20 protein-coding genes are annotated in these 22604 nt (G+C 39.3%); 14 read left to right on the top strand and 6 right to left on the bottom strand.

The window, feature by feature from the left end; translation table 11 throughout:
• Positions 1-91 precede the first annotated feature (91 nt).
• From proQ to PSF09_RS07860, 6 genes are all read left to right on the top strand, one after another.
• Positions 92-781 carry an RNA chaperone ProQ gene (proQ, locus tag PSF09_RS07885; RefSeq protein WP_004911233.1) on the top strand — a complete coding sequence of 230 codons (690 nt, stop codon included), beginning with the start codon at positions 92-94 and terminating at the stop codon, positions 779-781.
• A gap of 19 nt (positions 782-800) precedes the next feature.
• On the top strand, positions 801-2843 hold the full coding sequence (gene prc, locus PSF09_RS07880; protein ID WP_272683717.1) for a carboxy terminal-processing peptidase: 2043 nt from the start codon (positions 801-803) through the stop codon (positions 2841-2843).
• A gap of 283 nt (positions 2844-3126) precedes the next feature.
• Positions 3127-3798: a cell envelope biogenesis protein TolA gene (locus PSF09_RS07875; RefSeq protein ID WP_272683716.1), complete on the top strand. Its 672-nt coding sequence runs from the start codon at positions 3127-3129 to the stop codon at positions 3796-3798.
• A 417-nt stretch (positions 3799-4215) separates the two neighbouring features.
• Positions 4216-5097 (top strand): protease HtpX, encoded by an 882-nt coding sequence (gene htpX, locus PSF09_RS07870; protein WP_272683715.1) that lies wholly within the window; start codon positions 4216-4218, stop codon positions 5095-5097.
• 344 nt (positions 5098-5441) lie between these two features.
• Positions 5442-6824: an alanine/glycine:cation symporter family protein gene (locus PSF09_RS07865; RefSeq protein WP_272664803.1), complete on the top strand. Its 1383-nt coding sequence runs from the start codon at positions 5442-5444 to the stop codon at positions 6822-6824.
• Positions 6825-7022: 198 nt separating this feature from the next.
• A complete protein-coding gene (locus PSF09_RS07860) occupies positions 7023-7301 on the top strand; it encodes a hypothetical protein (RefSeq protein ID WP_004911225.1) in 279 nt (92 codons plus the stop codon).
• 177 nt (positions 7302-7478) lie between these two features.
• Here the strand turns inward: PSF09_RS07860 and PSF09_RS07855 are convergent, their stop codons facing one another.
• Positions 7479-7700, bottom strand: coding sequence for a DUF2594 family protein (locus PSF09_RS07855; RefSeq protein WP_102138673.1), 222 nt, complete (start codon positions 7698-7700; stop codon positions 7479-7481).
• A gap of 382 nt (positions 7701-8082) precedes the next feature.
• Between PSF09_RS07855 and PSF09_RS07850 the strand changes: the two genes are divergently transcribed.
• From PSF09_RS07850 to PSF09_RS07835, 4 genes are all read left to right on the top strand, one after another.
• Positions 8083-9282: a sugar transporter gene (locus PSF09_RS07850; protein WP_210838331.1), complete on the top strand. Its 1200-nt coding sequence runs from the start codon at positions 8083-8085 to the stop codon at positions 9280-9282.
• Between the two features lie 140 nt (positions 9283-9422).
• Positions 9423-9755, top strand: a complete 333-nt coding sequence (locus PSF09_RS07845) for a DMT family transporter (RefSeq protein WP_115167178.1) — start codon at positions 9423-9425, stop codon at positions 9753-9755.
• A 47-nt stretch (positions 9756-9802) separates the two neighbouring features.
• Entirely contained in the window at positions 9803-10102 is a 300-nt protein-coding gene (locus PSF09_RS07840) for a DUF333 domain-containing protein (RefSeq protein ID WP_004911219.1), read from the top strand.
• Positions 10103-10390: 288 nt separating this feature from the next.
• Complete coding sequence (locus PSF09_RS07835) at positions 10391-12673, top strand: FdhF/YdeP family oxidoreductase (protein ID WP_272664806.1); 2283 nt, start codon at positions 10391-10393, stop codon at positions 12671-12673.
• Between the two features lie 57 nt (positions 12674-12730).
• Here PSF09_RS07835 and dsbB read toward each other — a convergent pair whose 3' ends face one another.
• Together dsbB and nhaB are read right to left on the bottom strand one after the other, a co-directional pair.
• A complete protein-coding gene (gene dsbB, locus PSF09_RS07830; protein WP_210838327.1) occupies positions 12731-13246 on the bottom strand; it encodes a disulfide bond formation protein DsbB in 516 nt (171 codons plus the stop codon).
• Positions 13247-13396: 150 nt separating this feature from the next.
• Positions 13397-14947, bottom strand: a complete 1551-nt coding sequence (gene nhaB / locus PSF09_RS07825) for a sodium/proton antiporter NhaB (RefSeq protein ID WP_272683714.1) — start codon at positions 14945-14947, stop codon at positions 13397-13399.
• A 221-nt stretch (positions 14948-15168) separates the two neighbouring features.
• Here nhaB and fadR point away from each other — a divergent pair, with 221 nt between their 5' ends.
• Positions 15169-15885: a fatty acid metabolism transcriptional regulator FadR gene (gene fadR / locus PSF09_RS07820; protein ID WP_272683713.1), complete on the top strand. Its 717-nt coding sequence runs from the start codon at positions 15169-15171 to the stop codon at positions 15883-15885.
• A gap of 92 nt (positions 15886-15977) precedes the next feature.
• On the opposite strand, the gene PSF09_RS07815 is transcribed toward fadR, so the two are convergent.
• A complete protein-coding gene (locus tag PSF09_RS07815) occupies positions 15978-16328 on the bottom strand; it encodes a hypothetical protein (RefSeq protein WP_272683712.1) in 351 nt (116 codons plus the stop codon).
• A gap of 444 nt (positions 16329-16772) precedes the next feature.
• On the opposite strand from PSF09_RS07815, the gene PSF09_RS07810 reads away from it, so the two are divergent.
• The 3 genes from PSF09_RS07810 (at position 16773) to PSF09_RS07800 (ending at position 20101) form a co-directional block, all read left to right on the top strand.
• Positions 16773-18074 (top strand): D-amino acid dehydrogenase, encoded by a 1302-nt coding sequence (locus tag PSF09_RS07810; protein WP_272683711.1) that lies wholly within the window; start codon positions 16773-16775, stop codon positions 18072-18074.
• 61 nt (positions 18075-18135) lie between these two features.
• Positions 18136-19215: an alanine racemase gene (gene alr / locus PSF09_RS07805; RefSeq protein WP_272683710.1), complete on the top strand. Its 1080-nt coding sequence runs from the start codon at positions 18136-18138 to the stop codon at positions 19213-19215.
• Between the two features lie 133 nt (positions 19216-19348).
• Complete coding sequence (locus PSF09_RS07800) at positions 19349-20101, top strand: MipA/OmpV family protein (protein ID WP_004911202.1); 753 nt, start codon at positions 19349-19351, stop codon at positions 20099-20101.
• 102 nt (positions 20102-20203) lie between these two features.
• Here the strand turns inward: PSF09_RS07800 and PSF09_RS07795 are convergent, their stop codons facing one another.
• Positions 20204-21085 carry a D-hexose-6-phosphate mutarotase gene (locus PSF09_RS07795; RefSeq protein WP_272664810.1) on the bottom strand — a complete coding sequence of 294 codons (882 nt, stop codon included), beginning with the start codon at positions 21083-21085 and terminating at the stop codon, positions 20204-20206.
• A 284-nt stretch (positions 21086-21369) separates the two neighbouring features.
• Positions 21370-22365: a glyceraldehyde-3-phosphate dehydrogenase gene (gene gapA, locus PSF09_RS07790; RefSeq protein WP_004911198.1), complete on the bottom strand. Its 996-nt coding sequence runs from the start codon at positions 22363-22365 to the stop codon at positions 21370-21372.
• Positions 22366-22604 lie beyond the last annotated feature (239 nt).

The raw sequence follows: 22604 nt of genomic DNA, 5'->3' as shown, positions 1-22604 counted from the left end.
ATAGTAACGTGGCAATTGTCAGCAACACGATTATAATGTCGGCTTGTTCATGCCCGTGAGGTTGGCAAAATCGTTGTTATCAGGAAATTTCATGGAAAATCAACCTAAGTTGAATAGTAGTAAAGAAGTTATCGCATTTCTAGCAGAGCGTTTTCCTCGCTGTTTTATCGCTGAAGGCGAAGCACGTCCGTTAAAAGTCGGAATTTTTCAAGATATCGTAGGGTGCTTAAAAGAAGAAGATGGTATTAGCAAAACGCAATTGCGTTCTGCATTGCGCATGTACACTTCTAGCTGGCGTTATCTCTACGGTGTTAAAGAGGGCGCTAAACGCGTTGACCTAAACGGTGAAGATTGTGGTGAATTAGATGCAGAACATATTGCTCATGCGCGCCAACAATTAGCCGAAGCGAAAGCTCGCGTTCAAGCACAACGTGCTGAACAAAAAGCGCAAAAACGTCCAGTTGCACAAAAAACGGGTGATAAAACACCACGTACACAAGACGCAACTAAGCAAAAAGCGCCTCGCCGCCGTCCAACAGACAATAAAGAACGCTCGCAAAATACATCAGCTAAAGCCCCTCGCCGTAATACACCTGCACCAGAGCAAAATCTGAAATCAGTGACTGACATCAACACACTCCAAATTGGTCAAACTTTGAAAGTCAAAGTTGGTACTAGTGTGATGGACGCCTCTGTTTTAGAAATTGCGAAAGATGGTGTTAGGGTTCAATTGCCAACAGGGCTGGCAATGATTGTACGCGCGGAACACTTAAAGTTCTGATACGGAGGTCAATCAGGTCATGAACAAACTTCTTAAAATTGCATTGGTGGTCAGTCTAGCGACCTTTGGCAGTGCAATAGCTAATACTCAAGCAGTGACTCCGGTCACTGCGGCTCAGTTACCGGTCTTAAAGCAGAGTGCACAGCACGGTACGGTGAGTGAGAGAGTGACATCTCGGTTCACTCGTTCACATTACCGCCAATTTGATTTAGACAATGCGTTTTCTGAGAAAATATTTGATCGTTATCTTAATATGTTAGATTTCGGCCATAATGTTTTACTTCAATCCGATATTGACCAATATGCCAAAGATAAAGGCAAAGCAGGTCAGTGGCTTGAGGATGGCAAATTAGATACGTTCTATGACCTGTATAACCTGTCTCAGGAAAGACGTTTCGAACGTTTTAAATATGCATTGGCTCGTTTAGAGCAACCTATCGATTTAAATGCGACGGATTCTATTGAAGTTGATCGTTCTAAATCACCGTGGCCTAAAGATAAGCAAGAACTTGATCGTCTATGGGACCAAAAAGTCCGTTATGACTGGTTGAACTTAAAACTATCAGGCAAAGATGATAAAGAAATCAAAGAAAAATTGACGAAACGTTATAATTTTGCATTGCGACGTTTAACGCAAGCGCAAAGTGAAGATGTTTTTCAATTGATAGTTAACTCTTTTGCTCGTGAAATCGATCCACACACAAGTTATCTATCGCCTCGTAATACTGAACAATTCAATTCAGAAATGAGCTTATCATTAGAAGGAATTGGTGCGGTCTTACAGCAAGATGATGAAAATACGGTTATCAATTCGTTGGTTGCTGGAGGCCCAGCAGCTAAAAGCAAAGAGCTAAAAGTCGGCGATAAAATTATCGGTGTAGGCCAAACGGGTAAACCTATTGTTGATGTAGTTGGTTGGCGACTTGATGATGTGGTTGCTTTAATTAAAGGCCCGAAAGGAAGTAAAGTTCGGTTGGAAGTCGTTTCTGATACTAAAGGGGCGAAACCTCATATAGTCACCATAGTTCGGGAGCAGATCCGGCTAGAAGACCGAGCTGTCAAGTTGACAATCAAACAGCAAGGTAAAGATAAAGTTGCTGTTTTAGATATTCCTGGTTTTTACGTTGGTTTAACGAATGATGTTAAAACTCAATTGCAAAACATGGCAAAAGATAATGTTTCCGCATTGATTATTGATTTACGTGGTAATGGTGGTGGGGCATTAACTGAGGCGGTCTCCTTATCTGGCTTGTTCATTCCACAAGGGCCAATAGTTCAAGTTCGTGATAACAATGGCCAAGTTCGTCAAGATATCGATGATGACGACGTTATTTATTATAAAGGCCCTCTCGTTGTTTTAGTCGACCGTTTTAGTGCATCTGCATCTGAAATTTTTGCTGCGGCAATGCAAGATTATGGCAGGGCGATGATTGTTGGTGAGCCGACCTTTGGTAAGGGAACTGTTCAGCAACACCGTAGTTTGAGTCGTGTTTACGACCAAATGCTGAAGCCTGAATGGCCTTCCTTAGGTTCTGTTCAGTATACTATTCAGAAGTTTTATCGGGTTAATGGTGGTAGTACACAACGTGAAGGGGTAACCCCTGATGTAGTCATGCCAACAGGTCAAGATCCCGCTGAAACGGGTGAAAGCTTCGAGGACAACGCATTGCCATGGGATAGCATTCCACCGGCAAAATATACGCCTGTTGGTGATGTTTCTTCTGATTTATCGTCAATAAAAACGCAGCATTTGGCGCGTATTAGCAAAGACCCTGAATTCAATTATATTGATGAAGATATTGCTCGCTATAAAGTAAACAAAGAGAGTAAGAATCTTATTTCGCTCAACTATGCTGAGCGTCAAAAAGAAGATTCTGAAATTGAAGCGACAAAACTGAAACGTATAAACGAACGTAATACTCGGGAAGGCAAACCGCTATTGAAATCAATTGATGATTTGCCAAAAGATTATGAGGGGCCAGACCCATATCTTGATGAAACGGTGAAAATGGCGATCGACTTAGCGAATCAGCACACTAAGCTATTATCAAATAATAAATAATATTTCTCTTATTATTTGTCAGGTTAAGCCAGCGCAAGCTGGCTTAATTTTTGTGTCTTTTCAATACAACCTAAATACATACAGCAAAACAGAAACTGAATAGTAACTTATTGTTAATTTTGTTTTTTTTAGCAAGTATCCCCTAGGTAGATGCAGTTTTATGCTGTGTTTACTTTATTTTTAAAATGACTGACTGAAATTAATAATTAACTATAGGTTTCTTTACCTTTACTTAATTTATCCTAAACTTTTGGTATAGATTCCTTAGCAACGAGGCAATACCATGTGTAAATTATTTGTAGGATTAATAGCAGTGAGTGTAATGATGGTTGCATCTATTAACACAGCGAATGCAAGAAACTACCCTTGTTCTGGAAGTAAAGGGGGAATTGATCGCTGTGAAGGTGGTAAATTTATTTGTAATGATGGTTCTACGAGTCGCTCAGAGCAAGTGTGTACTATTGAACTAAAAAATGATATCAACAGCAAAGCGAAAGCCGCTGGTGCTGTGATTGGTGCTGGTGTTGCCAAGCAACCAAGTAAACCGTCTGTATCTGATTCAATAAAAAGTACGAGTGATAAAGCCGACAAGGCCAGTGACAAAGCATCTGGCACTGCTAAAACAGTAAAAGAAAAGGCCTCTAAAACTGCGGATAAAGACGTTAAAGAGGTGAAAGATAAAGCGACTAAAGCCAAAGATAAAGAATCGGCTAAAGCAGTAAAAGAAAAAGCGCCTAAAGCCGCAGATAAAGAGCCAGCCAAAGTAGTAAAAGAAAAAGCGCCTAAAGCCAAAGATAAAGAATCGGCCAAAGCAGTAAAAGAAAAAGCGCCTAAAGCCGCAGATAAAGACTCAGCCAAAGCAGTAAAAGAAAAAGCGTCTAAAGCCAAAGATAAAGAATCGGCTAAAACAGCAAAAGATAAAGTAACAAAAACGACTAAAGAAAAAACTAATTAGCTTTAGAACAAAACAACAGATCGAAATAGAATAAATAGTGCCACTTAATGTGGCATTATTTTTTAATAGAATGAAAGTAAAAATGAATATTCATTCATTTGGTGAACAAAATGAGTGATAAGATAGATAAATACACTAAATTGCTTTTGGTGATTGAGCAAACAGCTTTATCGTTTCAATTAAAATTAACTTTAAATTTAAGTGGTTATTAAATGAACCTTTAAAAACAAATGGTTAAATTTTTATAGTAAGAGGTTATAATTTATTTAGATTATGATAATGAGTTTTGAGCATAGCTATGTAAAGTTATGTTATTTTTTAGGGTTTTCGCGTTAATGCACTTGAAAAAGTGTGAAAAAACCTTATTTATAAAGTAAATTCTACGTATATTTGTTTTTACCAAGGAATACATAAAAAATGATGAGAATTGCTTTATTCTTACTCACGAACTTAGCGGTTATGTTTGTGTTTGGGATAATCCTAAGCTTAACTGGGATCCGCGGTAGTAGTGTTCAAGGCCTGATGATCATGGCTGGTCTATTTGGTTTTGGTGGTGCTTTCATATCACTATTAATGTCTAAATGGATGGCGCTGAAATCAGTAGGTGGTGAAGTTATCGAAACTCCACGTAACCAAACGGAACAATGGTTAGTCTCAACTGTTGAGCGCCAAGCACAACAAGTTGGCATTCAAATGCCACAAGTGGCTATCTATCATGCGCCTGATATCAACGCGTTTGCAACAGGTGCCCGTCGTGATGCTTCACTTGTCGCGGTGAGTACTGGGTTATTAGAAAATATGAGCCGTGATGAAGCGGAAGCGGTTATTGCTCATGAAATTAGCCATATTGCCAATGGTGACATGGTGACGATGACTTTATTACAAGGTGTCGTGAATACGTTCGTTATCTTTATTTCGCGTATAATTGCACAGGTTGCGGCAGGTTTTATGTCCAACAGTGATAACGAAAGTGAGAGTAGCAATGGTAACCCAATGGTTTATTTCGCGGTTTCTATGGTACTTGAAATTGTCTTCGGTATTTTGGCGAGCATTATCACTATGTGGTTCTCTCGTTATCGTGAGTTCCATGCGGATGCGGGTTCGGCAAAATTAGTCGGTCGTGAAAAGATGATAGCTGCTTTGCAACGGTTAAAAACGAGCTATGAGCCACAAGAAGAAGGCCGTTTAATGGCGTTTTGTATTAATGGTCGTGGTAAAGCATTTAGTGAGTTATTTTTATCACACCCGCCATTAGACAAACGGATTGAAGCATTGCGCTTAGGTGAATACTTAAAGTAGCCGAGATAATGAGTCTAAGTTAGCTTTATATAGACAACTATTTTAGTATCTGCCCAGTAATAGTTTAATTACTGGGCATTTTTATTGACACAATATGCAAATATATTCCCTCAAAATACCTATTCATATCTAACAAACTCAATCTTAATTTCGATTCACAATTAACTGTATTAATAACTGCAAACGATAAACCACAAGTGAGCTTACTCACAATCTTCTACTTTAAATGATGAATTATTGAAATTTAATTCGCTTTTATGTCACTTTTAATCTTTATTGGATTGATAAGAAATTGTTATGAATTTGATTGTTTTGTTAATTAATACGAGTTAATTGGGGGTAGGATGGATTTGATAACTACGTGGTTAAGTGAACTAAATGGAATAGTGTGGGGAGTACCAATGCTTGTTGGGATCTTAGGCGTTGGTATTTATATGCAAATCCGGCTTGCATTCTTACCGATAAGAAAAATTGGAACAGGTTTTAAGTTATTATTTCAAAAGAACGAATCACGCGGTGAGGGACAAATATCACCTTTTAATGCATTAATGACAGCGTTATCGGCAACTATCGGTACGGGGAATATTGCCGGGGTAGCGACGGCAGTTGTCATGGGCGGGCCAGGTGCATTATTCTGGATGTGGATGACGGCATTAGTAGGAATGGCAACAAAATATTCGGAGGCTGTTTTAGCCGTTCGCTTTCGTGAAGTGGATAAATATGGCCAGTATATTGGCGGTCCAATGTACTACATTAAAAATGGATTAGGCCCTAAATGGATTTGGTTGGGAACATTATTTGCCTTTTTTGGTGCATGTGCCAGTTTTGGCATCGGAAATACAGTACAAGCGAACTCAGTGGCAGATGTACTAGAAAGTAACTTTGGTGTGCATAAATGGTTGACTGCAGGGGTTTTAGTTTTATTAGTTGGTGCGGTATTGATTGGTGGGCTGCGACGTATCTCTGATGTTGCAGGAAAACTTGTCCCATTTATGACCGTTGCCTATTTTGGCGCGGGTGTCATTGTACTTGGCATCTATTTTACTGAGATCCCTGCAGCACTTTCACTGGTTGTTACTTCGGCATTTAACCCAGTTGCTGCCCAAGGTGGGTTTGCGGGGGCGGCAGTATGGGCCGCAATCCGCTTTGGGGTTGCTCGAGGCGTATTTTCCAATGAAGCTGGTTTGGGGAGTGCACCTATCGCCCATGCCGCTGCAAAAACACAAAACCCTATTCGCCAAGGACTTATTGCGATGTTAGGGACATTTATTGACACTATCATTGTGTGTTCTGTCACGGGGTTAACTATTATTATAACCGGTGGGTGGTTGACTAGTGAAACAGGAGCGACATTAACCGCATCATCATTCCAAACAGCAATACCAGGTGGAAATTATATTGTTGCTATCGCATTAGCCATATTTGCATTTACCACTATTCTCGGTTGGAGTTTTTATGGCGAAAAATGTGTGCAATATTTATTTGGGTTGCGTGCGATAAAGCCATATAGAGTGTTATGGTTGATTGCTTTACCTATCGGTGCAACGCAATCCCTTGATTTTGTTTGGTTATTGGCGGATACATTAAATGCCATGATGGCGATCCCTAATTTGATAGCCTTGTTGCTGTTAAGCCCCGTTGTTTATCGGTTAACACGTGACCATATAAAAGATGTGAATGCAGACAGCATTGATATGGCAAAACAGTTGTACGACAACAAATCATAAACCAGCGATAATAAGCTTCATTTTAATCGTGAAGCTTATTATTTCATCAGTACTTCCTGTCATTCATCAATATTCTCTATGGATATTATATAAATCGTATGTTTTTATAGGTAAAATCACGGAATTGCGTTAAATGCGCTATGCTTAGAAGGGATAGTGCAGTCCGTGCATATTTTATAAATTAAACAAGGGGATAGAATGGATATTCTGGAGAAAACGTTATTATTTGGTAATGATTTTTTGACAACAACAAATCCCGCTAGGCTAGTTCCGTTTAAATTTGAGATCTATCGTTCTGAGCAAGGTTTTTACCACCGAGTATATAAGCAAGTTGGTATGTCTGGAGCTAACTTTGGGCAAACGTTTCAAGTGTGGGCTTTTGAAGAGCAGAAAAGTTGGGATAAGCAAACCGACGATACAACAGTTGATGAATACATTCAGCATTGCCAAGATATTTATAAACGCAATAATACATAAGCTTTAGAAAAAAAAAGCCCCCTTCATAGGGTTCTGAAGGGGGAGCTAAATGAATAAAGAATGGTTTAATTCATGAATAAAGATAGATGATTTTCACGATTAAAACTTAGTTATTTGTGCAGTTTAAACCACTTAATAGTAGGTATATCCTTAAAATAGCATTTATCGCTAAATAATCTATTGGCGATACCCTGTTTTTATCTGTTCTAACGTATTTTTGTAGGTTTCTGCCTGCTTTTCGTCTTCCATTTGTGCAATTTCACGCTGCATCTTAATTAAGATTTTACCTGCATCCGCTTGGCCGATAGCTTTTAGCATATGTGTCAGTAAATTTTTAAGACAAGTCACTTCATCCGCTAAGGTATTAACGTTAGGTTCAGTTGGAAAATGGTTTTTCATTAAAGCGGTCCTTTGAGCATAAAAAAATAATAGTGAGATTGTAGCATAGAAAGTAGTGCGATGTGTTTTCATATAACTGAATGTAATAAATATTCAGATAAATGGCTTAAATTTGAACGAATAATTAAATGGAAGAGTTGGGGAAATAAAAATAAGTTGGCAAGATATTTTTCTTGCCAATTTCTTGCCAATAGGTAAAGAGGACTCTTTATGAGTAATGAAAAATCGTGATACAATTCACAAAAAAGTGTTGTTAGCAATATAGATTGCGCAGTAACGACTCAATCCTGTACTAAATACCAATATCCTTTCGCAGCATTTTTTACACACGGTTAAGCCGTGGGCATCTATTATTTGTGGGAAAGTGAAGGCTAAGAGAAATATGACGCAAGTTTCTAGAAAAACAGCTTGGATCCGTGTAATAGCATTAGCAGTTGCTGCATTTGTTTTTAACACAACAGAGTTTGTGCCTGTTGCATTACTCAGTGATATTGCAAAAAGCTTTGACATGACGGTCGCACATACTGGATTAATGATAACAATCTACGCGTGGGTTGTGGCTTTGATGTCGTTACCTTTGATGCTATTAACCAGTAAAATAGAGCGTCGCAAATTATTAGCTTTCTTATTTGTTATCTTTATCGTTAGTCACATCATTTCAGGGTTTGCATGGAGTTTTGATATTTTAATAGCAGGGCGTATTGGTGTCGCTTTATCTCACGCTGTCTTTTGGTCAATTACGGCATCTTTAGCGATTCGGGTCGCTCCTGCAGGTAAAAAAGCTCAAGCGCTTGGGTTATTAGCGACAGGAACGGCATTGGCAACAGTATTAGGTCTTCCCCTTGGCCGTGTAGTTGGGCAATTCTTAGGTTGGCGAGCGACATTTTTAGGTATTGGTGTTATAGCATTGTTCACTATGGTTGTGTTGATTCGCTTTTTACCACGCTTACCAAGTGAGCATTCAGGCTCACTAAAAAGTGTGCCGATGCTATTCCAACGGCCTGCTCTCGTTGGAATGTTTGCGTTAACTGTTTTGGCAGTTACTGCACATTTTACGGCTTACAGTTATATTGAGCCTTTTGTTCGCGAAGTTGCCTTACAAAGCCAAAACTTTGCCACTTTACTACTACTTATTTTTGGTGGTGCGGGTATTGTTGGAAGTGTAATATTTAGCCGTTATAGCAGTAAATTTTCATTATCATTCTTACCCGCAGCAATCGCATTTATGACGATTTGCTTATTATTATTGATGCCATTAGGTCGAGATGTTTGGTCTTTGATTATGTTATCAGTGTTCTGGGGAATGGCGATGATGTGTATTGGTTTAGGAATGCAAGTTAAGGTCATTGATTTATCTCCAGATGCCACCGACTTGGCTATGTCAATTTTCTCTGGAATTTTTAACATTGGCATTGGTGCTGGCGCACTGTTAGGTAATCAAGTTATTGTTCATATGGGAATGACCCAGATTGGTTATATTGGTGGTGCAATTGGTGTCATAGCCTTCATCTTGTGTGTCTATTTATTCAAGCGTTATAGTGAGTCTCTTAACGATAGAGTAGACGTTGCCGCAAATCACTAACTCGCATTCTCATCATAAAATAGAGGTGAAAGCTCCGTGTTATTTTAATGATAAACAGAGCTTTTTTTATCGTTACCTGAGTAAATAATCAAAAAAATGATAAATTTTATCATTACTAATTCTAATAATAAGGAAATATAATGAAGGGGCTGGGTTTTTTATTAATGTCGATTATTGCCGAAGTCATTGCAACGACAACACTGAAGGCGTCTGATGGTTTTAGTCGTTTTTGGCCATCGTTGATTGTTATTATCGGTTATGCAGTCTCTTTTTGGGGGCTTTCGCAGGTGGTAAAAGTCATGCCATTGGGTATTGCTTATGCAATTTGGTCAGGTTTAGGGATTGTATTGGTTTCCGTCGCTGCAATTTTTATTTACAACCAAAAACTCGATTTACCTGCAATTATTGGTATGCTATTAATTATTATTGGTGTCTTAGTCATCAATCTATATTCAAAAAGCGGCGGGCATTAAGCGGTTATTGCAGAATGTTCAGGCAGCATCTTTGGAGAAGCAGGAAAATGAGGCATAGGGTTAATCAATTTTTTAAACCAGTACTAACAATGTTACTCACTGGGGCTATATCTGTCATGCTATCTGCGTGTGGTAGCTCAAATATAGATAACTCTGTGGAACATTCTGCGAGTCAATATGCCCAACAAGTGGTCAATTTAGGCCCTGGGGCACAAGAGGCCTGTGTTTCAGCGGGTGGGTTACCAGCGCTCACATTAGAATTAAATGGGTCACAAACAGCTGTATGCCAATTTGCGAATGGTAAACGTTGTGCTGTTGATATTATACAATCGGGTGCTTGTATATAACTCTTCTTTTTATGAAGTTAATTAACCTTTTATTAATCATTAATATGAGGTTAATTAACTATATGTATTCATTTAAATTAGTTTTGTTTTAATATTTATCTTTTCATTTATTGAGTTGTATTTTCATTTCTTATTCTTAAGTCGTCTAATTACGAGCATCTATTTAAGTGCTTATTTTAATTATTGATATTTAACGATGATATTACTAATATTAAATAACAAAGAATATTTTAGATAATTATAAAAGCACATATAAAGACATTTACATTTATTAAAGAGTAATGCCAAATGAAAAAGAAAATTGAAGAGTATGATGGCCCCGCTGCCGGTTGGGGTGCTGTAAAAGCAGTTGCAGAAGCATTGCGCGGCCAAATGAAAGTAGGTCATGATATCATTGCGATGTTTGAAATGAATAAGGTGGACGGCTTTGATTGCCCAGGTTGTGCATGGCCAGACCCAGTACATACAGCGTCATTTGATATTTGTGAGAATGGTGCAAAAGCAATTGCTTGGGAAGCAACATCTAAAAAAACAACGCCGGAGTTTTTTTCTAAATATACCGTAACAGAATTACTTGAGTGGGATGATTTTCATTTAGAGGATGAAGGGCGTTTAACTCACCCCATGAAATATAATTCACAAACAGATAAATATGAACCTATCGAATGGGAAGATGCATTTCAACAAATAGGTACGTGTTTACAAAGTTATTCAGACCCAAATACCGTTGAATTTTATACTTCCGGGCGGACTTCAAATGAAGCCGCATTCTTATATCAACTACTTGCTCGTGAATATGGCACAAACAATTTCCCTGATTGTTCAAATATGTGTCATGAGCCAACGAGTGTTGGTCTTGCTGACTCTATTGGTGTCGGTAAGGCGACAGTATTGCTAGACGATTTTGATAAAGCGGATTTAGTTATTTGTATCGGCCATAATCCAGGGACTAACCATCCGAGGATGTTGAGCTCATTGCGTGAGGTTTCTAAACGCGGAGCTAAAATCATTGCCATAAATCCTTTAAGAGAGCGGGGTCTTGAACGTTTTGCCTACCCGCAAGACGTGGTAGAAATGCTCACGTTGGAGTCTACCCCTTTAGCTGGACACTATTATAAAGTTCGTGTTGGCGGAGACACTGCGTTACTTAAAGGTGTGATGAAGTTATTGATTGAAAAACACCAAGCTGCAGTAGATGCAGGAAAAGAACCTATTCTTGATACTGAGTTTATATCAACACATACGCAGGGTTATGAAGCTTTAAAAAATGACTTACTGACAACGAGCTGGAAAGATATTTTAAGGGTTTCTGGCTTACCGCGTGAGTCCATCGAAGAGATTGCGGATCTTTATATTGAGGCAAAAAGTACTATTATTTGTTATGGCATGGGGATCACTCAGCACGAGCATGGTACGCAAAACGTTCAGCAACTCGTTAATTTATTACTATTGAAAGGTAATATTGGTCGAGAAGGTGCGGGTATTTGCCCATTGCGTGGTCATTCGAATGTTCAGGGTGATAGAACCGTTGGTATTACAGAAAAACCGTCAAAAAGCTTTTTAGACAAAATTGAACAACGATTTGGTTTTAAACCACCAAGCGAATTTGGTCATGCTGCCGTAGCGAGCATGCAAGCTATTTCTGAAGGAAAAGCGAAGGCTTTAATTTGCATGGGCGGAAACTTAGCTGTTGCCATGCCAGATAAAGACGCTTGTTTTGCAGGTATGAAAAAGCTTGATTTAGCGGTGCATACTGCAACTAAACTAAATCGCTCCCATTTATTAACCGCTAAGCAGACATTTTTATTACCTGTATTAGGACGCAGTGAAATAGACAGGCAAAGCAGTGGTGTACAATGTGTGACCGTAGAAGACTCAATGTCGATGGTTCACGCTTCAAAAGGTTTACTTAAACCGTGCAGCCCTTATCTTAAATCTGAGTGTGCGATTATTGCAGGGATAGCTAAAGCGACAATACCGCAGAGTAAAGTTGAATGGGATGATTTTATCGGCAATTACGATTTAATTCGTGACGCGATGGAAGCAGTATTACCCGGTTTTGATGATTATAATGCACGCATTAAAATACCCGGAGGATTCCATCTGACTAATGCAGCTTCTGAGCGCCGTTGGTTGACGCAATCAGGCAAAGCTAACTTTGTACCGACAGAAGGTGTTATTGAAGACCCGAACTCAGCAGTTAACAGTGAGTTAATTTTGGCAACATTACGTAGCCATGATCAATATAATACAACAATTTATGGATTAAATGATCGATATCGCGGTGTGTTTGGGCAACGCGATGTTGTTTTCATCAGTGGTGCAGAAGCCCAAAAGCAGAAGTTACAAGCGGGAGATAGAGTGAATCTCATCGCATTAGATCGCGAGCAGAAACCAACAAAACGCCGTTTAGATAACCTCACTGTGGTGATTTATGATATGGCAGACCGTAGTGTTGCCACTTATTTCCCTGAAGCTAATAATTTAATTTCGTTGGATAATTTCGACCCGCAATGTGGTATTCCTGCGTATAAAAATATCCCTGTGAAATTAGAACGAGTCATTCAATAGGTTAATTTTATTACTTAGGAACCCCAAATGTTGAATTTAACATTTGGGGTTTAAAGGCTATTTTTTGGCTGGGAAGAACTGGCTGATGATAACAATGATTGCAACTAAGAGATAAGCCGCGAAGATACCAATTAACCATTGTGGCATATCAAGCCCTAAGAATGCCCACTGCCTAACGGCACAGTCACCTGTAGCTTCGAATACTGCGGGTACCCACTCTTGTAATGGTAACCAATCAGGGAAATTAACGAAGAAATCACATGATGCAAATGGTGAAGGATAAAGTTGTAGCATGGTATGTTCCCATGCAAGGTCTAAGCCGCGCCAAGCAGAGTAAATCCAAATAAGAATAGCAACCCAGCGTATGACCATGTTCCGTGGTGCTATCGCCCCAATTAAGCCAGCAACCATAATGCCAAGTAATGCCACGCGTTCATAGATACACATAACACAGGGTTGTAGTTTCATAACATGCTGAAAATATAAAGCCGCGCACTCGAGCATAAAGGCAATAAATGCCATGAGTAGCCAAGCGCCTCTTCCTTGCGAACAGTAGTTAAAAAATCTGAACATACTTAGTATCCTAATTGAGTAATGCGCACATTTTGCCCCTATCGGCCCGATAAAAAAAGTAATTAAAGTGAAATAATGCAATTTTAGAGAGGGTTTTACCTAACATTACAATTAGCCGTATTGGTGTACGGCTAATTATTTAAAGTATAGTTATTGTGCGAACGTAATCAACCCGATGCTTTCCATCCAATGTGTGATGGGAACTAGCCAGAATTCGACCCCTAATAGCCCAACAATGGTCATTACGATGGTATATGGCAGTGCCATCCACACCATACGGCCGTATGATAAACGGATTAGAGGTGATAACGCTGACGTTAATAAAAACAAGAAAGCAGCTTGCCCATTAGGCGTTGCAACAGAAGGTAGGTTAGTCCCTGTGTTAATTGCAACAGCTAATAATTGGTATTGTTCCGTTGATACTAAACCTTCATTTGCCGCTTTTAAGGCTTCAGTAATATAAACCGTCCCTACGAATACGTTATCTGATACGGCAGAAAGTAGGCCATTAAATAGATAGAACAATGATAATTGTGACGATTCAGAGGATTGCAGCACAAACTGAATAAATGGAGTGAATAATTGCTGGTCAATGATAACAGCAACAATGCTAAAGAATACGGTCAGTAATGCGGTAAATGGTAACGCTTCCTCAAAGGCTTTTCCCAGCGCATGCTCTTCTGTGATACCACAAAATGCGGTCGTCAATACGATGACGGATAGGCCAATCAGACCAACTTCCGCTAAATGGAAAGCAAGGGCGACAATTAGCCAAATACCAATTAAGCCCTGAACGACCAACTGTGCGAGATCTTTTTTGGTGCGTTTCGCCGTCAGTTTTTTATCGTGCTCAGTTAGAATCTGACGCACAGAGTCTGGAAGCTCAGCACCGTAGCCAAATAACTTGAATTTCTCAACAACAAAACAGACGACTAAGCCACAAATAAAAACAGGTATAGTGACAGGAGCCATGCGAATATAAAAGGTAATGAAATCCCAATTAACATGTTTAGCAATGATGAGGTTTTGTGGCTCACCTACCATCGTCATGACACCACCTAGCGCGGTACCAATACCAGCATGCATCATTAAGCTACGTAAAAAAGCCCTAAATTGTTCGAGGGTTTGTTTTTGTTCTGCACTTTTAATGAAACCATCATTTTGCAAGTCAGTGTTGCTAGGTTGATTAGAGGCATATTGGTGATAGATAGAATAAAAACCAATTGAAACACTAATGACGACAGCAATAACGGTCAGTGCGTCTAAAAATGCAGATAAAAATGCACTCGCCATACAAAAAGCAAGGGAAAGAATGCGTTTAGAACGCACGTTTATCAACAGTTTGGTGAACACAAACAGCAGCAATTGTTTCATGAAATAGATACCAGCTACCATAAAGATCAGTAACAAGATAACTTCAAGGTTATTGCTAATTTCGTGTGAAATTTGTGCAGGGGTGGTCATGCCGATAATCACGGCTTCTATGGCGAGAAGGCCACCGGGTTGCAATGGGTAACATTTAAGAGCCATTGCTAATGTGAATATAAATTCAACAACTAATAACCAGCCTGCGACGAAGGGACTGATAAAATAGAAGATAATAGGATTAATTATTAAAAATATAATAATTGCTAATTTGTACCAGTCAGGCGAATTTCCCAGAAAATTTTTCAAAAAAGCTGTTTTTAAACTAAAATCCATTATGGTTCGTTATCCTCTTTTATGCGGATGTCGTGTATTGTGCTATACATACTACTCTTATCTTTTACGAATTTTAAGCTTATTTGCTAATTGATAATGTATGAATTATATGGAAATTCTATGATTTGCTTCACTCTTTATTTTTAGTCTAACTATATCAGGCGATGACAATCTGGTATGATTTGCCCAATATCCGTCTAAATGTTTGGAATAATAAAAATATGGTTATTAAAGCTCAAAGTCCGGCTGGTTTCGCGGAAGAGTATATTATTGAGAGCATATGGAACAACCGCTTTCCACCAGGTTCAATTTTACCCGCGGAGCGTGAACTCTCGGAATTAATCGGTGTGACACGAACAACCTTACGTGAAGTGTTACAACGTTTGGCTCGTGACGGCTGGCTAACCATTCAGCATGGTAAACCAACTAAAGTGAATAACTATTGGGAAACGTCCGGCCTTAATATATTGGAGACATTGGCTAGGCTAGATCACGATAGAGTGCCACAGTTAATCGATAATTTATTGGCAGTACGTACCAATATCGCTGCTATTTTTATCCGTACGGCCTTTCGAAATAACCCTGAGAAATCAATAGAGGTGTTAGCTGGACGGGAAAAAGTGGAAGATAATTCAGATGCATTCAGTGATTTGGATTATAACATTTTCCGTGGGCTTGCATTTGCATCCGGCAACCCAATTTATGGCTTGATTATTAACGGTTTAAGGGGGTTGTATACCCGTGTAGGCCGCTATTATTTTTCGAACCCTGAAGCGAGGCGCTTAGCGTTAAACTTCTATCAGCAATTAAGCCATCTTTGTCGTGAGCAAGCCTATGACCGTATTATGGATTGTGTGCGTAATTACGGAAAAGAAAGTGGGATAATTTGGCATAGTATGCAAGGTAATATGCCTAGCGACTTAGCACACATCCGCTAAACTCGAATGACTCTATCACCAATTAAACCAGCTGATAATTTTTGCGGCTGGTTTTTTGTTTTTTAAGCTTTAAAACGGCTTGAGGCTAGTTGTCAATTATTGGGGCACGCACAGGACTTAGCAGCAAGTATCGTGTCTGAATAATCCACTTTCTTGTGTGATAGGTCTAAATCCACTCTATCAGTCCAATCCTGACCATCGGGAAGCGGATGGTCAGTTTTAAATAAACAATGGTAATCAACCCTTACTGGATAACTGTCTATGACGATGGCAGGGCTGAGGCATACAGAGATAGGTTTAGTGCTTAAACAGATAATATCTCCTTTATCATAAACTTGTGTTCTTAAAGCGAGAGATGATTTACAAAGTTCATCGGCAAGACTCACCCCTGCAGATAAAAATAAAATAATAAATAAGGTAAATAATTTTCTTTTTCTAATCATGGGGATACCCTAAATTCTAATTGATTAATAAGATGATTTGGTTAGTTTATTTCATTATTAAGATGACTAATTCGATTGAGCAGTCAAATTATCTATACAATCATAATTTAAAGAGATAAAAAAATAGTATCATTAGTTTTGTTAAATTTTGCTAAAAATGGTTAGCGACATAATGTTTCAATATTAAAGTATTAAATACTGAATTTATTAGTTAAAGAAATCATCAATAATTGATTTTATTGGGTTAATATATTGAAAATCAATAGAATATTAAATAATCTTAAAATCTTCGGTGAGAATATTCATCTGTAATGTAAATGAGATGTGAATCAAAATGGATTTATTATCTGTATTGTTAAAAGTGTTAATTCACCACATTGGCAAATGATTTCTAGAATATTATCCTAAAACAAATGGTGCATACTTTTATTTTGTGGGGAAGCTATGAAAATTCTAGTGTTAGGTGCAGGAGTGATTGGTGTAACAACAGCATGGTATTTAGCACAAGAAGGGCACGAAGTGCTGGTGGTGGATAGACAACATGATGTCGCAGAAGAAACAAGTGCCGCAAATGCAGGGCAAGTATCTCCTGGATATGCAACCCCATGGGGAGCTCCCGGGATCCCCCTTAAAGCCGTGAAATGGATGTTTGAAAAACATGCACCTCTGGCGATACGCCCAGATGGAACGTTATTTCAGCTGCGCTGGATGTGGCAGATGTTAAAAAATTGCGATATTCAACATTATGCAATGAATAAAAGTCGTATGGTACGTATCGCAGAATACAGTCGCGATTGTATTCGCCAATTAAGAGCGGATACAGGTATCGAATATGAAGCTCGCCAAGGTGGTACCTTACAGCTTTTTCGTACTACTGAGCAGTTTGATAATGCAGCGAATGACATTGCAGTCTTACAGCAAGAAGGTGTTCCGTACGAACTATTGGCATCAAATGAATTAGTTAAAGCGGAACCTGCGTTAGAATTTGTTAAACACAAGCTCACCGGTGGGCTGCGATTACCCAATGATGAAACAGGGGATTGCCAGCAATTCACCAAAAAACTGGCAAAAATGGCACAAGCTGCTGGAGTTCAATTCAAATTTGGTGGCCATGTAGAACAGATTTTAACAGAAGGAAATAAAGTTAGTGGCGTCAAAATTGATGGTGAAATTTTGCAAGCTGACAGATATGTCGTTGCGATGGGCTCTTATTCTACTTCAATGCTACAAAGCCTAGTTCAAATTCCTGTCTATCCACTCAAAGGCTACTCATTGACTATGCCGATTATCGATGAACAGCGTTCCCCAATGTCCACCATCTTGGATGAAACATATAAAATTGCAGTAACGCGGTTTGATCAGCGCATTCGAGTTGGTGGAATGGCTGAAGTTGTTGGTTTTAATTTGAATATCCTGAAAAAACGCTGCGAAACATTGAAAATGGTGGTACAAGATTTGTATCAAGGCGGTGGTGATATCGCACAAGCACAATTTTGGACGGGCCTGCGTCCAATGACACCAGATGGTACCCCAATAGTTGGGCCGACAGCATACGGTAATTTATATTTAAATACTGGACATGGGACTCTGGGCTGGACAATGGCTTGTGGTGCAGGGAAACTGCTGGCAGATTTAATTTCAGGGAATACACCGGAGATAGCGTCTGATGATTTATCGGTATTTAGGTATCTTGATGGTTTTAATACCAAGCTGACTACTCATGGTGATTTAACGCCAGCACGTTAAGCGTTTGGTATTTTGACATCATTGTAATTTTAGAATTAATTAAATGTATTAAGGAATTAAAATGCCGCGCCCTATAAGTGCTGTCATTCATCTACAGAATTTACAACATAATTTGTCTATCGTACGGCAACATGTTGGAAAATCAAAAATTTGGTCAGTCATGAAAGCAGACGGTTATGGTCACGGCATCAAGCAGATTTGGCCTGCGCTAAAAGAAACGGATGGCTTTGGGGTGTTAGATTTTGATGAGGCCATTTTATTGCGAAAAGAAGGGTGGAATGGGCCAATTCTATTGTTAGAGGGTTTTTTTCAGCCTCAAGATTTACAATTAATTGACCAGTATAATTTAACAACTAGTGTTCATAGTGAGTGGCAATTATTCGCCATTGAAAATGCCCAATTATCATCACCAATTTCAGTCTATATTAAGCTAAACAGTGGGATGAATCGGTTAGGTTTTTCACCGAACGATTATGAAAGTATCGTACGACGGTTATCTAAAATGCCGAATGTACGTAGTTTAACGCTAATGAGCCACTTTGCTAATTCAGATATCAAAACAGGCGTTATTGAGCCTTTTCAACAAATCCAGCAATTTGAACATTTATCTTTAGAAACCTGTATCGCAAATTCAGGGGCAACACTGTGGCATAAACACACGCAATATGATTGGGTTCGTACGGGTATTTTGCTGTATGGTGCGTCTCCAAGTGGAAAATCTACTGATATCTCTGGGTTGAGCTTGAAGGCAGCGATGACATTACAATCAGAAGTGATTGCTATCCATGAAATTCCAGCAGGTCAATCAATTGGTTATGGTAGCCGTTTTACATCAACTAAACCGATGCGTATTGCGACAGTGGCGTGTGGTTATGCAGATGGTTACCCTCGGCATGCTGCAAATGGAACGCCTGTATGGTGTAAAGGTAAACGTTGTGCGCTATTGGGTGCGGTTTCGATGGATATGCTGACAATTGACATCAGTGATTGTAACGATGTTAAGCTTGGTGAGCGAGTGGAGATGTGGGGGCAAAATTTACCGGTTGATGATGTGGCGCAAGCCGCAGGGACAATAGGTTATGAGCTACTTTGTGCGCTTGCAAAAAGAGTTCCTGTTTCTTATGAAAATAAAGTAGAATAATTATTAATCAATCACGCTAAAAACAGTTAGAATTTAGCTTTAAATGTGATTTTGATTACGAATATTGGGATTATAGCTATATTGATATAACATATAGCGGTGATCTATTTCTCATTATTTTTAGGTTAAATATATGTCTAAAGCAATTAAATTAACGACACTTGCTGTGGCTTTGAGTGTGTTATCTGGGGCTGCGTTTGCTGGAACTTGGTCTGTTGGTGGTTCAGTATTAGCGCAGTCAACACCTTATAAAGGAATTAAGAGCCGTGATTATGTCACGCCAGTGCCTATTGTTAATTATGACAGTGAGAACTTCTATTTTCATACATTAGCAGCCGGTTATTACCTATGGAATGATACGCAAGACCAACTATCATTAGATGCTTTTTATTACCCGCAATTTTTTAAACCTAAAGACAATGATGATAAAGCAATGCGTGAATTAGACCGCCGCCGTGATACGGTGATGACGGGTCTGACTTATCGTCATAACGCTGATTGGGGTACGTTGAGAACGAATATTTCTGGTGATATCCTAGGTATCAGTAATGGTATCCGTGGTGAGTTTGCTTATCTGTATGGTTTTGAGGGTGATAAGTGGTCAATTACCCCAGGTCTTGGTATTAAATGGGATAGCAAGAACCAAAACCGTTATGAATATGGTATTTCTTCAAAAGAATCTCGTAATAGCGGTTTAAAACGTTATAACCCAGGTTCAAGTTGGACACCATACGTTGAAGTGACAGGAAATTATCGCTTTGATGAAAATTGGACGGTATTTGCAATGGGCCGTGTTGACCGCCTACCAAGTGAAGTGAAAGATAGCCCAATGGTGAATAAAGATGTTTCCGCCATTATGTGGACAGGTGTCACTTACACATTCTAAGTTTGTTATCGAAAGTTAAATTATTGAGCCCCTGATATCATTATGTTTATCAGGGGCTCAATTTTATCTATTTAGAAATCTTATACAACTTAGACTGGATAATTAATATTGTGGTTTATTATCGCGGCTGACCATTACTAATGAAAGGCGAGCGGGGTGCTGTGCCTCACTTTTCATTGGGACATTAATCCTTGCCGTTTCTACACAAGCCATTTGTTTGTACCCATTATTTGGCATGTCGTCCATACTGCATGATAACTCTGCCCAAGGGTTCCAACAGACAACATCACTATTATGGTAATGATGAATTTCTATTGTACGAGCCCATCCATCATCACGTAATAGGCTATATTCATCCGGTTCTGAATAAATACGGTCAGTATGTTTATTAAATTTGAGAGGTTCATTGGCATAAACTTCTTTATCTGCGACTTTATCGAAATAGTGACCGCCTAACCCATAGACGGTGGCTTTTTGAATATCACTGATATTGAAATAACTATGCAGTGCGGCAGTCGTTTCGAAATCCCCATAACTTTCTAGCTCAAGTTCACATGTTTCACCGAGTTTCATACGGAGGATCAGAGTGAACTCATGTGGCCATAATTTACGGGTATAGTCGGTATCTGTTAACGTGAAGGTTAAAATAACACCATCTTCATGTTCATTATGTGCGGTGAATTGCCAAGGTAAAATTCGCGCAAAACCATGGCTAGGACTAGCAACAGGGCCGAACCAAGGCCAACAAATAGGGATGCCACCGCGGATAGCAACACCTTCTTTAAAAGCACTTTCTGAACTTAGCCATAAGCAAGGTTTTTGCCCTGCGGGTTGCCAATCAATAAGTTGAGCACCTTGTAAACTGACGGCCCCACGCACCTTAGGATGCGAGATGACAATGAGTGGAAGCTCGCCGAGTTGGCGTTGAGTGATGTAAGCAGAGACTTGTTTAATGACTGGTAGTGCAAAAAGTTTGTCGTGCATGGTATTAGGCCTGTGTTAATGGAACAGTGTGAATACTCGTCATCTTTCAAACTGCAGCATTGCTGACTGTGTTCATTCACTTGAATTATTTAGAGTATCTATTCGGCATATTTAAAGGCGCGGTGAATAGTATTCATTCTAAAATAAGTCATGTTTATAGCGTATCCAATAGGAGATCAACCATAAGCGATATAGCAGAAAATATGAAGTGTTAATTTGTTATTGGATACGATACAAAAGAGCCGCCAATCGGCGGCTCAGTTAGACAAATTTCGTTACAGCTCTTATTTAGAGATGTGAGCGATCAAGTCTAATACTTTGTTAGAGTAACCAGTTTCGTTGTCATACCAAGAAACTAATTTAACAAAGTTATCGTTCAGTGCGATACCAGCTTTAGCATCAAATACTGAAGTCAGTTTCTCACCGTTGAAGTCAGTTGATACAACGTCATCTTCAGTGTAACCCAGAACGCCTTTCAGCTCGCCTGCTGCTGCTTCTTTGATAGCATCACAGATTTGAGTGTAAGTTGCTGGTTTTTCTAAACGAACAGTTAAGTCAACTACAGAAACGTTAGGAGTAGGTACACGGAAAGACATACCAGTCAGTTTGCCATTCAGTTCTGGAATAACTTTACCTACAGCTTTAGCTGCACCTGTTGATGATGGGATGATGTTTTGAGCAGCACCACGACCACCACGCCAGTCTTTGTGTGAAGGGCCATCAACAGTTTTTTGTGTTGCAGTTGTTGCGTGAACAGTTGTCATCAGGCCTTCAACGATACCGAATTTGTCGTTGATAACTTTAGCCAGTGGAGCTAAGCAGTTAGTTGTGCAAGATGCGTTAGAAACGATTTCTTGACCTGCGTAAGCTTTGTGGTTAACGCCCATAACGAACATAGGAGTATCATCTTTAGAAGGGCCAGTCAGAACAACTTTCTTAGCACCTGCTTGGATGTGTTTACGTGCAGTTTCATCAGTTAAGAAGATACCTGTAGCTTCAGCAACGACGTCAACACCGACTTCGTTCCATTTTAGGTTTGCAGGATCTTTTTCTGCTGTTACACGGATTTTTTTGCCGTTTACAACGAGGTGACCATCTTTAACTTCAACAGTACCGTTGAAACGACCATGAGTTGAGTCGTATTTCAGCATGTACGCCATGTATTCTGCATCGAGCAGGTCGTTGATAGCAACGATTTCGATGTCAGAACGCTCTTGTGCAGCACGGAAAACGATACGGCCAATACGACCAAAACCATTAATACCTACTTTGATAGTCATAGTATTTCCACCAGCTATTTATTCGTGAATTAAGTTGTAGTTAAAGTTACCAAAACCTTGCCAGCCGTCAAGCGGAATCGTGTCAATTATTGAAAAAAATCAATTCTGATACCACCAATTGCTTATTTGTCAGCCACTTTAGCGGCAAATACAGCCGCACGTATTATCGGGATTGTGCGGCATAATGAAACCATCTATCAGTGATATATGTGATACGGTTCACAAATCAAAACGGAAAG

This window comes from Providencia sp. PROV141 (genome assembly GCF_028481645.1).
GTDB lineage: Bacteria > Pseudomonadota > Gammaproteobacteria > Enterobacterales > Enterobacteriaceae > Providencia > Providencia rettgeri.
This window is presented reverse-complemented; position numbering and strand designations above follow the sequence as displayed.